Annotated in this window: 15 protein-coding genes; 2 read left to right on the top strand and 13 right to left on the bottom strand. The window is 50.2% G+C overall.

Annotated features, from left to right (window positions below):
* The first annotated feature begins 32 nt into the window (after nucleotides 1-32).
* Complete coding sequence (locus ACX1C1_RS14510; RefSeq protein ID WP_458952896.1) at nucleotides 33-1,100, top strand: NAD(P)/FAD-dependent oxidoreductase; 1,068 nt, start codon at nucleotides 33-35, stop codon at nucleotides 1,098-1,100.
* A 9-nt stretch (nucleotides 1,101-1,109) separates the two neighbouring features.
* Here ACX1C1_RS14510 and ACX1C1_RS14505 read toward each other — a convergent pair whose 3' ends face one another.
* Nucleotides 1,110-1,385: a YuzB family protein gene (locus tag ACX1C1_RS14505; protein WP_458952895.1), complete on the bottom strand. Its 276-nt coding sequence runs from the start codon at nucleotides 1,383-1,385 to the stop codon at nucleotides 1,110-1,112.
* 93 nt (nucleotides 1,386-1,478) lie between these two features.
* Here ACX1C1_RS14505 and ACX1C1_RS14500 point away from each other — a divergent pair, with 93 nt between their 5' ends.
* Complete coding sequence (locus ACX1C1_RS14500; RefSeq protein ID WP_087570549.1) at nucleotides 1,479-1,724, top strand: NifU family protein; 246 nt, start codon at nucleotides 1,479-1,481, stop codon at nucleotides 1,722-1,724.
* Between the two features lie 60 nt (nucleotides 1,725-1,784).
* Here ACX1C1_RS14500 and ACX1C1_RS14495 read toward each other — a convergent pair whose 3' ends face one another.
* The 12 genes from ACX1C1_RS14495 to ACX1C1_RS14440 all read right to left on the bottom strand — a co-directional run bounded on the left by ACX1C1_RS14495 (nucleotide 1,785) and on the right by ACX1C1_RS14440 (nucleotide 14,077).
* Nucleotides 1,785-2,567, bottom strand: coding sequence for an SDR family oxidoreductase (locus tag ACX1C1_RS14495; protein ID WP_458957688.1), 783 nt, complete (start codon nucleotides 2,565-2,567; stop codon nucleotides 1,785-1,787).
* A 23-nt stretch (nucleotides 2,568-2,590) separates the two neighbouring features.
* Nucleotides 2,591-3,304 carry a Cthe_2314 family HEPN domain-containing protein gene (locus tag ACX1C1_RS14490; protein ID WP_458952894.1) on the bottom strand — a complete coding sequence of 238 codons (714 nt, stop codon included), beginning with the start codon at nucleotides 3,302-3,304 and terminating at the stop codon, nucleotides 2,591-2,593.
* 16 nt (nucleotides 3,305-3,320) lie between these two features.
* A complete protein-coding gene (locus ACX1C1_RS14485; RefSeq protein WP_458952893.1) occupies nucleotides 3,321-5,084 on the bottom strand; it encodes a UbiD family decarboxylase in 1,764 nt (587 codons plus the stop codon).
* Nucleotides 5,081-6,016, bottom strand: a complete 936-nt coding sequence (locus tag ACX1C1_RS14480) for a COX15/CtaA family protein (RefSeq protein WP_458957687.1) — start codon at nucleotides 6,014-6,016, stop codon at nucleotides 5,081-5,083. The genes ACX1C1_RS14485 and ACX1C1_RS14480 overlap by 4 nt, the downstream gene beginning before the upstream one ends.
* A gap of 259 nt (nucleotides 6,017-6,275) precedes the next feature.
* Nucleotides 6,276-6,626, bottom strand: a complete 351-nt coding sequence (locus ACX1C1_RS14475; RefSeq protein WP_458952892.1) for a thioredoxin family protein — start codon at nucleotides 6,624-6,626, stop codon at nucleotides 6,276-6,278.
* A gap of 40 nt (nucleotides 6,627-6,666) precedes the next feature.
* A complete protein-coding gene (locus tag ACX1C1_RS14470; protein ID WP_458952891.1) occupies nucleotides 6,667-8,244 on the bottom strand; it encodes a copper amine oxidase N-terminal domain-containing protein in 1,578 nt (525 codons plus the stop codon).
* A gap of 27 nt (nucleotides 8,245-8,271) precedes the next feature.
* Nucleotides 8,272-9,942 (bottom strand): putative polysaccharide biosynthesis protein, encoded by a 1,671-nt coding sequence (locus ACX1C1_RS14465; protein WP_458952890.1) that lies wholly within the window; start codon nucleotides 9,940-9,942, stop codon nucleotides 8,272-8,274.
* A gap of 41 nt (nucleotides 9,943-9,983) precedes the next feature.
* Nucleotides 9,984-10,466: a DUF456 domain-containing protein gene (locus ACX1C1_RS14460; protein WP_458952889.1), complete on the bottom strand. Its 483-nt coding sequence runs from the start codon at nucleotides 10,464-10,466 to the stop codon at nucleotides 9,984-9,986.
* Complete coding sequence (locus tag ACX1C1_RS14455) at nucleotides 10,466-11,224, bottom strand: Cof-type HAD-IIB family hydrolase (protein ID WP_458952888.1); 759 nt, start codon at nucleotides 11,222-11,224, stop codon at nucleotides 10,466-10,468. The genes ACX1C1_RS14460 and ACX1C1_RS14455 overlap by 1 nt, the downstream gene beginning before the upstream one ends.
* 197 nt (nucleotides 11,225-11,421) lie before the next feature.
* The gene (locus ACX1C1_RS14450; RefSeq protein ID WP_458952887.1) at nucleotides 11,422-12,321 is read right to left on the bottom strand and encodes a metal ABC transporter permease; all 900 of its coding nucleotides are present in this window, start codon (nucleotides 12,319-12,321) and stop codon (nucleotides 11,422-11,424) included.
* Entirely contained in the window at nucleotides 12,318-13,268 is a 951-nt protein-coding gene (locus ACX1C1_RS14445; RefSeq protein ID WP_458952886.1) for a metal ABC transporter permease, read from the bottom strand. The genes ACX1C1_RS14450 and ACX1C1_RS14445 overlap by 4 nt, the downstream gene beginning before the upstream one ends.
* Complete coding sequence (locus ACX1C1_RS14440) at nucleotides 13,265-14,077, bottom strand: metal ABC transporter ATP-binding protein (RefSeq protein ID WP_458952885.1); 813 nt, start codon at nucleotides 14,075-14,077, stop codon at nucleotides 13,265-13,267. The genes ACX1C1_RS14445 and ACX1C1_RS14440 overlap by 4 nt, the downstream gene beginning before the upstream one ends.
* Nucleotides 14,078-14,094: the final 17 nt, after the last annotated feature.

Genomic DNA, 14,094 nt, shown 5'->3' with positions numbered 1-14,094 from the left:
CACACATCACGAAACGTGGAGTTGGAGAATCAATGAGAAATGTAGTTATACTAGGCGGCGGCTACGGCGGCGCTGCTATTGTGAATGAATTAATCGAACATCAACTGCCGAATGACGTTAAGATCACGCTTGTCGACCGTATGCCATTCCAAGGTTTGAAGACAGAATATTATGCGCTGGCGGCAGGAACTGTTTCCGACCTTGAGCTTCGCGTCAAATTTCCTGTTGATCCTCGCGTCCATTACGCTTATGGCGAAATAACCGACATCGATATGGAGAATGAGATTGTTAAGGTAGAAGGGCATGACCCGATCGCTTACGATTGGCTGGTCATCGGACTTGGGTGTACAGATAAATATCATGGAATCGAAGGCGCGGAGCAGTTCTCGACAAGCATTCAGACATTCTCTGCGAGCCGGAGAACCTATGCGCAGCTGAACGATGTGAAGCCTTACGGTCAAGTCACGATCGTCGGCGGCGGTTTAAGCGGAGTGGAGGTTGCTGCTGAGCTGAGGGAAAGCCGTCCCGACCTCAATATTCGGATATTGGATCGAGGTCCCAAAGTGTTGTCCGCCTTCCCAGGTCGATTGCAGAATTTTGTAGCCGATTGGTTCCATGAACATGGCGTCGAGATGCGCGGCCACGTCGCATTGAACCGTTTGGAGCAAGGTATTCTTTACGATGCCAATACTCCCGATCCCATCCTGACAGATGTCACGGTATGGACTGCCGGCATTCAGCCTGTTGAGCTTGTACAGCGTATTGATCTTCCTAAGGATAATCAAGGACGCCTGATCCTGAATCCGTACCATCAATTACCTGATTACAACAACGTCTTTGTCGTTGGGGATTGCGCAGCGCTGCCGCTCTCTCCAAGCGGTCAGGCAGCAGGAGCGCAAGGCAAACAAATCGCCGAAGTGCTTCAAGCCATCTGGCATGACAAGACCCCTCGACTGGGCAAGATTAAACTGAAGGGCGTGCTGGGATCACTCGGCAAAAAAAGCGGCTTCGGCATTATGGGCAGCACGCCCATTCTTGGTCGAGTGCCGAGGCTAGTGAAGAGCGGCATTCTCTGGCGCTCTAAGCGGCATCTGGGTTAACGATCTTATTCATTCTAAATCGTCTAACAGCTTGTCCAATGCCTCTCTGTCGGCCTGCTGTTGCTTAAGGGAGTCCAATACGGCTTGATAAAGCTCTTCGACGTCGTCAACAGCTACGATCGTGCCATCAACTAACGCATATGGCTTCAGATAACATTCGCCGCAATTGCCGAGGCAGCCGTATTCGGTTACTTCGTAATCGTCGTCCTCCTCGAAGCGGTTCATTACCTTATCCGTGCCGTGATGCATATTGCTTGCACAAAACTCGATCATCGGTTTGATCATCTATATTCACCTGACTTTTATGACCTTTGGATTGCGAACCATTTTCATCTGCTTCGCTTTGTACTATAATAGGGTAGAAAGGAGTGATTTGCAATGAGTGAACAAGTTCAAGAAACAATGTACGACGAGGTGCTGGACGTACTGGATAAGCTTCGTCCCTTCCTGCAACGCGATGGAGGCGACGTAGAATTGGTCGATGTGGAGGACGGTATCGTCAAGCTTCGCCTGATGGGCGCTTGCGGCAGCTGCCCGAGCTCGACAATCACGCTGAAAGCCGGTATCGAACGCGCATTGCTTGAAGAAGTCGACGGCGTCGTCGAAGTCGTTCAAGTGTTCTAAGAACAAAGAGTCTTATCCTTGGCTTAACGCCGATGGATAAGACTCTTTTTTTGGTTACATTTACATCAAATCTTTGATATTAGCGCGAATCGGATCAAAGCCGCCCGTCACGTCGATGACATTACCCGTCAGGAAGCTGGACTTATGCTGACATAAGAAGAGGATGACCCTCGCAACGTCTTCGCCCGTTCCTGGTCTGCCGAGCGGCGACTCCGAATCATGTTCATTCTCCGCTTCTTCGATGCTTCTTTCCTTATTGGCACCACGTATGTCGCCGGGACCAATGAGATTAACCGTAACGCCAAAGGGTGCTTCCTCCACGGCAAGCGACTTGGTGAACGATACAAGTCCAGTCTTGGCCGCAGCATATACGGCGCGATGCGGCCATGCTCTCGCCTCATTGGCGTGACCAAAGCCGAAATGTACGATTCTACCCCACTTTTGCTCGCGCATATGCGGCAACAATCGATGGTCCAGAAGCATAACGCTCAGTAAATTGCCATGCAGAAGGCGGATGATGGTTTCTTCGTCGTAGTCACTGAACAGCTTGCGCTTGCGGACGAAAGGACCCGCATTGTTAACGAGTATATCGACGCCTCCAGCCCAAGCTTCTGCCTCGTCCGCAAGCTTGTTGGCACCTTCAATCGTGGCTATATCTGCCTGCACTGTAATTGCACGGCTTCCCAATGCCTCAATCGCGCCCTTGACCTCCCATGCTTCCCGTTCGGATTCCATATAATTAATGATAACATTACACCCTTGTTCAGCTAGCTGCAGTGCGGTACGTTTTCCTAATCCCTTGGCACTGCCGGTTACAAGTGCCGTCTTGCCTTTCAGCTCCATGCGCATATCATCCTCTCCCGGGATTATAGCTTCTTGCTTCGCATGAGTCCATTTGCATAATGAAACGTTAGACGCAACGATTCAATGACCAGCTGGAGACAGGTCGTCAGATCGGCGGCTTGCATGCTGATATTCTCCAGCTTAATCTCTTCTCCGTACATCCTCTGGTTCTGTATGAGATCATCATGCATCTCCGAATTCATATAATGAATTTCCGTATTCCGGCGCTTCCGCAGCCGATTGGTGGGGTCCTTCGCCCCTTCTTTGACTTCGTTCAGCTTCCAGGTTAATTCAGGATGCGCATTACGTTCCCGCATGTTCCGAAGTACGGTGAAGTAGGAGAAATGTGGTTTAATCTTTTCCGTTCTCATATCCAGCATGTCATTGAGCAGCGTACCTAACTTATCGAGCAAGGAGAAGACCCGAATAAACGCATTTTTGTCAAAATAAACATAACGGTCATAATCGAGCCGTTCCTCCCTATTCATAGCATCCACCGAGCCCGACAAGATCCGCTCCTTAAACACGCTCGCCGCATAATGACTTTGCTCAAGCTCAATGAGCGAGGCGCGCAAGCCTCTGGCCCAAACCTCCAGCTTGCGCAGCTTGTCCCCGTTCGCTGCGCCTTCCTTGATGCGCGTCGATGCCGAGAATGCGAATTGATCAATGAGCTTGAATGTCTCCTCCAAGCCTAGAGCGGGCTCTCTCTCCATCTCCCCGAACATAAATCGAAGCATCGCGGGCTGCGCCTCCTTACAGCTTGTATTCGTTCCAACGGCTGTCTACCAGCTTCACGATGTCCTCGCGCGGGAACAGCTCATCCGGGTAACCCGGCTTCATTCTTGCGTCGATGACAATCGGCAATTGATAGCCAAAGTGATGACGTCTGATTTGTGATCCAGCATAGATGTCGTCCGCAGGATTAAATCGCGTAAACACGGTCCAAAGGAATGATGTTTGACCGTCTGCAATGTCTGCGTCGTCTGTTAATATAATGAGCGGCCACTCCGTGCCACGCGCTGTCAGGCGCTCCAGCAGGCGCTCAGGGAGCTGCGGCTCCCGCTCGTAGGATTTGCCCGAAACAACGAGACAGCCCTTGCAATATGGCTTAACGTTCGTTATTTCCTCTATCGCGCCTTCCGTATACGATGCAGGCAGCTTACGAATCGGCTCACCTACGCCAAGCATGACGGCCTTGCTGCCATGGTTAAGCTTCCCGCTTGTATAGTCGAGCGTATCATGCGACGTTTCATCGAAAACAAACAAGTCTGTGCCTGGGCGGAAACGCTCTAGAACCGTTTCCATCAGCACATCGAACCGTGAAAGATCGATCGGCTGATCGGTCAGCATCAAGAATTTGGTAAGTGTCAGCTGACCTTGTCCAAGAATGCTGAATGCCGTAGACAACGCTTCACGCGAATACGATTCGCGGACGACCGCTGCTGCAAGTGCATGCACACCTGCTTCAGCATATGCCCAAAGCTCTCTAACCCCTGGCATAACCATCGGGAATGCAGGTGCAAGAAGCCGCTGTAGAAATTCGCCTAGATAATAATCTTCTTGGCGCGGTTTGCCTACGATGGTTGCCGGATAGATGGCATCCTTACGATGCCACATATGACTAACCTGGAATACAGGGAAATCATGGATAAGCGAATAGTAGCCGAAGTGATCGCCAAATGGACCTTCCGGTCTGCGGAGATGCGGCGGTACTTTGCCGCTAATGACAAATTCCGCCTCAGCCGGCATACGATGCCCGCCCTGCGGATCATTAACCATGGGGAGCTTCTCCCCCAGAATTAACGACGCCATCAGCAGCTCAGGGAGATGCTCCGGCAGCGGAGCGATGGCGGACGCGATCAGCGCAGGCGGTCCTCCTAGAAATACCGAGACAGGAAGTGCTTCCCCGCGTTGTTCGGCCTCATAGTAGTGGAAGCCGCCGCCTTTATGTATTTGCCAGTGCATACCGGTCGTGGAGTCATCAAAGATCTGCATCCGGTACATGCCGAGATTATGTTGTTTGCGCGACTTCAAGCTCTCCGTATAGACGAGCGGCAAGGTGACAAAGGGACCGCCATCCTCTTGCCAGCTAGTAATGGCAGGCAGCCCGGCAAGTGGCTTCGACTTCTGTACTTGACCGAGAATCGGTGCGTTGTTTTTCGGCACCGTTTTCATACCAACCTTCATCATATCCCAAATCAGCCCGCGTTCACCCCAAATTGCCTTGGGAGTAGGCGGCATGATACGATCGGTTGCACCGATAATCGTCTTCATCAATTGCTCCGGCTTAGGGCCGAATGCCAGATCCACGCGCCGATCCGTGCCGAATAGATTCGTTACAACGGGAAAAGGGCTGCCCTTCACATTCGTAAAAAGCAGCGCCTTGCCTTCCCGTTCGATCACTCTGCGGTGAATCTCAGCTAATTCCAAGTAAGGGTCAACCGGCGCCTCAATAATCGCCAGATCGCCATCACGTTTCAATACTTCCAAAAACTCGCGCAGGTTCGCGAAGCTCATGCTTGTCCACGTCCTTCCCTCAGCCGCCAGGAACGAATGAGAATATCCATTAATAGTCCGAATAACGCTACAATAATCAAGTTATGAACAAGACTGGTGAAGATAAACCAATCTTGGTTGCCGACTGTAGAAGTGAGCCATGCGCCGCTCATAATTTGAGCAACTAACAGAACCGTCACCCAGCCTGAATTGTAAGATAAAGAGGATGAATTGCCAGTGGTCTTGCGAATATGCCAATACAATCCCGCAACTGTAAGTCCGAAGAGTATCGCCCCTACTCGATGGACAAATACAATTCCTGTAGCGCCTGACATCTCCGGTATGATTTCACCGTTGCAGAGCGGCCAGCCGACACATCCTCCAGCGGATTCTGTGTGACGAATAAAAGCTCCCAGATAGATAATGCCATAACAGAATATGGATGCCGCTAGTGCATATTTGTAAACAGAGTTTGGGACAGCTGTACGTTCTGAAGCCGTTCCCCGTTTGAGTCGATACGTCCAAATGACCAGCAGCATCGTGGATGCGAAAGCTATGATCGAGATGCCGAAGTGGATCGCCATAACCGCGTCTGACTGATGCCATTTGACAGCCGCTGCACCCATTAACGCCTGGATGATTGTAAACAGCAGGGCTGAATTAGCGTAAAACAACGGTTCACTAAACGTTTTCCGATCTCTCTTGTATTTGGCGTATACTGCAAGCGCTACGCCAAGAACCAGTATTCCCTCAAGCGCGCTTACGACGCGATGAGATAATTCAATTGCGGTCTCCAGCGTATATGCGGGGATAAATTTGCCGTGACATAACGGCCAATCGTCGCCGCAGCCGCGGCCTGACCCGGTATTGGTTACTAGAGCTCCGGCTAACAGTACGAGAAGCATTCCGATGCACGATGCGATCGCAAGCGCGCGAAAACGGCCGGTTACCATCATTTATCACCTGTTTCCATAAAATTGCGTCTTCCGACAAGCGGATGGGTATAACATCCTATACCTATGAACAGTTCAATTATAGCGATACGACAGGGCAAAAGCCATGTTGAAAATGTGAACGTGGCACGTTGGTACAGGAATGTCACCGCATCGACACAAGGTTCACATCCCCCCATCACCAGAAGCTATCGGAAGCGGATCAAAAGGAAAGCCCGCTGCGGATACCCGAGTATCGGCATCCGAACGGACTTTTCCATTAACCTTCGTTAATCACGGAAGCGCGAACCTCGATTGCGCGATCAACGAACAATTCGATCTCTTCGCGAGATTTGCGAAGTTTGCTCACGAACCGAATGAGTTCTTGGCCCGAATGGAATGCGATAAAGCTCGGGATGCCGAGGATGTTCAGCTCCGAACATAAATCTGGCATATCATCACGGTCGATTTCTACAAATTCGGCTCTCCCTGCATATACCTCGATCAATTCAGGCATAAAGGGATTGATGAAGTGACAATCCTTGCACCATGTTGTTTTGAACACTGCTACAGTCAATCCATCGCGGCCAACTGCCTCGCGAAATTCAGCTTCTGTCGTTAGTTTCTGCATGTCCATCTCTCCTTACTCGCTTGCACGAGCCATAACTTGATTATGGCTCGCGTGTAATCGTAAGCATTTGCCAATCTTCATAAACCGTTTCCCATTTAATGTCCGCTCCAAGCGCTTCGGCTAGTTTCCTTGCCGGAACATACGTGTAACCGTCAATCGATGTAACCGCAACCGGCCATTCTTGCTCAACACCGTTTACCTTAACGATATTGCTGCCAACTTTGACGACAATACGCGTATCTGTAATCTCGTCATAGACGGAGATTTGACGCGTAGGCGCATGATACTTTGTTGTTGCGTCGAATGCGTCCGCAACATCTCTAATCGCTACAATCGTATGATAGTTAGGCAGAATGATCGGAGGATTGTAGTAGTCATCCGAATATGCAGAATAGGTTTGGCGTGTAATATGAAGCTTATTTGTAAGAAGATCATATAAGTCCGACTTTTTGTCCACATGCTTTAAAAAATCATAACCGCCTAAGTACTCCAAATCCTCAGCCGCCAACGCATTATCCGGCGTCACAGCTTCCTTGGCTTTCACGGCTCCGCCGACGTTCCATTGCTCGGATGTCGACTTAATCGTCATTCCCGTAAAGAAATTAGGTTCCTCATAATACTCTTCGTCCTCAAGCTCAACCTCGTCGAGGATAGACGGTACATACTTATAGTTAAACTCCCAATCCTGCTTTCGGATATTTAAACCATAATCGATGTAAACATCTCCACGCAGGTTCAACATTTCGCTCAGCGCTTGACCCTCTTCCTCGGAGAACAAGAGCTCTTCTTGAAGCGGCTCAATAAGAGCAATGATTTCGTCCGCGGCTTGATTCGCCATATCGCCTACCGTAGGGGCATCCAGCACATCCGATTCGAACGGATTCATCATTTCTAGCGATTCCCAATAAACCGGATTCTGATCGAGCAATTCCAATACTTTCTCTATCACAGCTGCAAGCTCGTCACGATTATCCGTTAGTGCAGTTAGGTAAGACTTCACCCAATCGATCAGCTTCACGCCATCCATCTCGAAACTTACCTTCATCGCGGAAGTTGGTGTCCCGCCAATCGTCTCGGTAACAGGAACGGCCGTCAGCCCGCTAGGATTCGGCAATTTATCAATTGCGTACCCGCTAACCAAGTCGGTGATTTGCCGCCCGATTTCAGCAAGCTTTTCCTCATCCTGAACGTCTCCTTCTTCCAGCATGTATTCATCGATCAATTCGAATACAATCGGAGCCTCCATTCCCTCCAGATTGAGGACCATTGCGGTTTCCGATAAGCTCAGATCAAACGGCAGGTTTGCGTCACCGAAAACAATACTGCCTTCTAGTGACATGTTAAGCTCATCCTGGACCGCGATATGATCCAGATTCAATTTCACATTCGATAATAGACGATACATATCCGCTTCAGACTCATCGTAATCGGCAAGCACCTCTTCATCCAGTTCAAGCTGAAGCTCCAGTGTGCTCTTGCTTTCTAGCGATGTAACCTTCACCGAATTCTTAAGCACTTTATTCAGATCCAGACCCGATAGCGACTGGCAGCCAGTTACAATTGTAACAACTAGTGCAAGAACAATAACCGAAGCTCTTCTCAGCCATGTTTTCTTCATCCCATTATCCCCTCTCCCATTATCGAATTAACCTCTAGATACAATCCTCATTGCCTTAAGAAATGGCTTGCGAAGTCGCGCCGGCAATGATGATGCATCTTCGGCTGTTACAACCTTAAGGACCACAAGCATTAGTCCATACAAGATGCCCACTGCAATGGCTGCTGCAGTAGCAGCAGTCAAATAAGAGAGCTTCTCGATCCAATCGTCGGTCACGGCTAATATGCCAGCTTCGGCTGCCCAGCCTCCGAGTGCCGCCACCGTAATCGAAATCATATAGGGAACCCAGCGTTTGCCGAGAACCACTAATTTCACTTCCCCGTTTATGTAACGCAAGTTGAGCACAGTAGCGACTACGAAACAAACGGTAGATCCGATAATAAGACCGTATACACCAAGCAGCGGCGCTAGTGCAATGCTGACGATGATCTTGAGTACGAGACCAATCAATGTATGGCGCATGGATATCCGTTGCTTGCCCATCCCGTACAGGATGGAGTTGGTCGTCATCATCGTAATTTGGAGGATCGTGCCCGCGCATAACGCCGCTATCGCGCCGGAGCCCGAAGGCTCGCCGTCGGCGGAGACCGGAAAGAGCAGGCCGTTAACGGAATAAGCCGCTACGGTCAACAGCAACGCGATCGGTACTCCTGTGAGACACACGATTCGAAGTACAACAGAAGCCTGTTTTTGTACCTCGCCCATGTTTCTCAGCTTGTAAGCAGAGGCGATAACTGGAATCAAGGATGAGCCAAGGGCGATAGCCAATATTGGCGGAATGCCTGCTAACGATATCGCTTTGGCGCCGAAGTCTGCGCTGGCAAGCTTCGCTGCAGCAAGAGAATCATAGAAACTGGACGTCAGCCTTAAGAACAATGTTGTATCGAATGCATAGATCAGATTGATAACCGTAGAGGTTACCAAAGCTGGCAAGGACATTCTGAATATCTCGGCATATATCGTTCGGAATCGCAGATTGGATCCGCTGTCCTTATGATTGGATCGCATCAACGCAGACGAAGCCTCTCCGTTATAATGCACCTGTGTCTCCGCATCCTGCTTCTTCAGCTTGCGTGCAAAGCGAAGCATAACGATAAACGCACCGATTGCGCCGAACACGCTGCCGAATGTGATCGCTGCAGCAACCCAATCTTGTCCCCAACCCCAATAGATCAAGAGAAGACCTAACGCAATACCAAGTCCGACTCGCAAGAATTGTTCGATGATCTGAGAGATTCCACCAGCCGACATAAACTGTCGTCCCTGGAAATATCCACGCATCATTGCGATGATAGGGAATATCAACAAAGCTGGAGCAATGGCTCTGACAGACAGCGTCACAAATTCTTCTTTGACGATAATTGCAAATATCGGAGCTAGTGCAAACAGTGAAACCATTAAAATGAGACCAGAAATAGCTCCGAATACAAGCGCAGCGCGATAGATTCGTTTGGCTTCGTCTTCTCTGCCAAGCGCATGCCTTTCCGAAACCATCTTACTGATGGCGCTGGGGAATCCTGCCGTAGCAACGAGCAGCAGCAAGAGATAGATCTGGTTGGCCGCATTAAATGCGATTAGCCCTTCCGGCTCAAGCATGTAACTAAGAGGAATACGTTGGAACAATCCTAGAAATCTGGCCGTTAATGCTGCCGCCGCAAGAATTAGCGTGCCTTTAATTAAAGTATCTTTTTTTACCATGACGTTTCACTTGCTTCCCTTACCATAGTCTTGAATCTCAGTTAAAAGACCAGCCACAAAACAAACAGGATGATCATGACAAGCTGCAGAATCACCTTCACAACAACGCTTGTAAACAGTCCAACAAGTGCTCCCCAGCCCGCCTTTATGGACTGCTCAAAGCTTTTGCCCGCCATCAGCTCTCCGATTACCGCTCCCGCGAAGGGACCAATGATTAGACCGAAAGCAGGGATGACGAACGGTCCGACAATGATGCCGATGGTGCTCCCGATCACGGATGCTCTCGTACCGCCGAAACGCTTGACGCCCCAGGCGCCGACAGCATAATCCGCAACGAATAAGACAACCACGATCAGCGTCTGAATCGTCCAGAATATCCAATCAAAATCTCCGAACGTGAAAAACCAGCCATACACAAAAAATGCGGCGTATACGGCCAACACTCCAGGCAAGATCGGATAGACTGTACCGATCATGCCGACCACAAACAACAGCACGATTAACGTCCAGCCTAAGATGTCCACTACACAGCGCCTCCGAATATGTATTTCTTGATGATTTCGGCAACTCCGTCTTCGTTATTGGTCAACGTAACGTAGTCCGCTGCTTCCTTGACGACTTCCTGCGCATTGCCCATCGCCACACCGAGACCCGCTTCACGAATCGCAGCAATATCGTTTAAGCTGTCGCCTGCCGCGATCACCTGGCTCATCTCGATACCAAGCAGCCCGCATAATTCGCGTAATCCGGTAGCTTTGGATACACCAAGCGGATTTAACTCGATATTATGCGGCGAAGAATTTGTAATCTCGAACGCCTCCCAGCTCTGTGTCTCAGCCAAGATCGCCTCTCTTGCTGCATCGTCCTCTGTGTAGTATCCGAATTTCAGCCAATGGAATGAGTCGTAATCCTGTCCCGGCTCGAACCAACGTTCCTTGTTGTAGATACAGACAGTGGTGTACGCCCAGAACCAAACCTCTGGATATTGAAGCGCCAGCTCATGCAGCCTCTTCACATATACCGGACTTAGTTCAGTACGCTTATGCAGCACATGCGGTTTCGCCCAAACTTCTCCTCCGTTGACCGTAATCATCGGCGTCGTCAGATTCAGCTGCTCCGCAAATGGCAGTGCGCTCTCGAATCCCCGGCCTGTAGAGAAACTGACCGTAACTCCGGCGTCTAGCGCCCTTTGTATCCACTTTGCATTTTCTTCGCTGATCTCGCTAAGCTCGTTCAGCAGCGTACCGTCCATATCGAGCGCAAGCAATTTATAATTCGTCATGATGTCATCTCCTTTATCCAACAGGCACCAGATCATTTTAGCACAAAACGGTGAGAAACCAAATGATAGGAAATTGATAAATTGGATCAAAAGCCCCCTAATTTCACCATCTTTCCATACGCAAACAGGCCGCTTTCCCTCTGATAGCGGGAGCAGCGGCCTGTACTGAGCACATAAATTATGGAAGAATTTTCGCGTTATACTGCGCTGGCTTGTTGCGTCGCTTCGGAAGCCAGCTTGCGTTGACGAAGCTTACGGCTGATCAAGCCGTGCGAAGGGGACAGCATGAACGTCGCAACGAATAATAATCCGGCAGCCGTAATGATGCAGCCTGCAATCGAAGCGTCCAATAAAATAGATGCTCCGTAGCCGACAAACGTGCTGACAATTCCGACCACGACGCTGAGTACAATCATCATACCGAGCCTATCTGTTAAGAGATAGGCGGTAGAAGCCGGTATGATCAACATGCCGACGACTAGAATTGCCCCTACACTCTCGAATGAGCTGACTGTCGCCATAGAAACCAGACCCATCAATATATAGTGGAACAGTGCTACAGGAATCCCGATCGCGGCGGCAAGCGCAGGGTCGAACGCACATAACTTGAACTGCTTATAATACAGACCAATCACCGTACCGATAACCAGCAAAGTCACGCCTAGCAGCCACACTGCTTTCGGACCGAGACTAACCCCGCCAACCTCCCATATATTCCAATGGACAAATGCGATCTCACCATACAGAATTGCGTCTTGATCCAAATGAACCTGCCTGGCGAACAAACTTACTAATATAACGCCAATCGCGAACAAGGAAGTAAATACGACGCCAATCGAGGCGTCTGATTGAATGCCGCTTCGTTGAAACAATCCGATTAGGAAAGTCGTCAGCAATCCGAACAGAAGGGCGGCGAACATCATCAGCAGCGAATCACGGGATCCGCTAAGCAGAAAAGCGATGACGATACCCGGCATGACAGAATGGCTGATCGCATCACCAATCATCGCCATCTTGCGCAGTACCAGGAATACACCAACAATTCCGCAGCATGCAGCAACAAGACTGCCCGTTAACAGTATCCAAAAGTCGCTCATCCTGCCGTCCCTCCTTTCACTTGCTCCGCAGCGGTTATGAGAGACGCTTCATTTTCCAACATAAATCTCCGCCTCACGCGCTCGCGTTGGAGTCGCTTGGCGAGCAACCCGCGCTCCGGACCAAGCAGTACCGACAGACCGAACAGGAACGTTGCGGCTAATACAGTGACTGGGCCTGTCGGCAGATTGGAAACCGAGGAGCTGATCCATGTGCCAAGTGCGCCGCTGAGTGCTCCGAATACGCCGGACAACACAACCATCACGCCAAGCCGGTTCGTCCAGTAACGGGCAGACACAGCCGGAGTTATAAGCAATGCTGCGATCAGGACGACGCCAACCGCCTGAATACCGGCGACCACTGCAACGACCACGAGCAGCATGAGCAATTGCTCCAGGAGCGCAACCGGATAACCAAGCCCTTTGGCGAATCCCGGATCAAACGATATGAGCTTAAATTGCTTGAACAGCAAGGTGCAGACTGTAACTAGCGACACGGACACGATGGACATCGTCACTACATCAGAGGAGACCATCGCAGCCGCTTGCCCGAACAGAAATTTATCGAGACCGGACTGATTGCCATAATCCCCATGCTGAATGAACGTTAACAAAACGATACCGAGTCCAAAGAAAGAACTAAGAACGATACCTAGCGCCGCATCCTGCTTTAATCTGGAATGCCGCGTAATAAAGCCGATTCCGAACGTCGCGATCATCCCTGCGATGCCTGCCCCGATCAGAAAAACACCAATGGACTTTACACCGGTCAGCATAAACGCAATACAAATGCCTGGCAACGCAGCGTGGGCGAGTGTGTCACCGACAAGGCTTTGCTTGCGCAGATAGGAGAAGCTTCCAATTACACCTGAGCTGAGACCCAGCAGCAAGCAGCCGAAGAAGATCCAGCGCATATTGGGATCAGACATCATGCCGAAGAAGTTGCTCATTGTCCATTCCCCCCGGTATTAACACCTGATATAGCCAGCTTTCCCGGGTCCAAAAAAGCGAGCCTGCCTCCGTACGTCTTTTGCAATTGTTCTTGCGTAAATGTAGTCGCCGTTGGTCCATATGCTTGAACCTCTACGTTAAGCAGCAGCACGGAATCAAAATATTGTTCGACTGTCGCGAGATCATGATGGACGACGATCACCGTTTTGCCTTGTTTTTTGAGTTCCTGAAGAAGTGTAATAATCGCTTTCTCGGTAGCGGCATCCACACCAGCAAACGGTTCATCCATAAAATATAGCTTGGCGTCTTGTGCAAGCGCACGTGCCAGAAATACACGCTGTTGCTGTCCGCCGGACAGCTGACTGATTTGACGATCGGCGAAATCAGCCATTCCGACCTTCTCCAGGCATTCAAGCGCAAATGCCTTCTCCTTGGCACCGGGTCTGCGAAACCAGCCCAGTCTGCCGTATGTCCCCATCAGAACGACGTCCAGTGCGTTCGTCGGGAAGTCCCAGTCAACCGACTCCCGTTGCGGCACGTAACCGATTAGATGTCTCTGGCTCTTCAAGCTGCGACCGTATACGGTCACTTCACCGCCAATTGTCGGAATGAGGCCAAGCGCAGCTTTCATCATCGTTGATTTGCCAGCGCCGTTGGGACCAATCACGCCGATTAGTTCGCCTTCTTTTATTTCGAAGGTGACACCTCTCAGGACGGGCTTTTTCTGATAGGCAACGCTAAGTCCGTTGATCGATAAAGGAGCACCGTTTTCCGTGCCGGTATCGCGTAATGTTTTTACCAGAGCCATCGTTATCCCTTCCTTTC

It is taken from the genome of Paenibacillus sp. strain BS8-2 (assembly GCF_054483835.1).
This window is presented reverse-complemented; position numbering and strand designations above follow the sequence as displayed.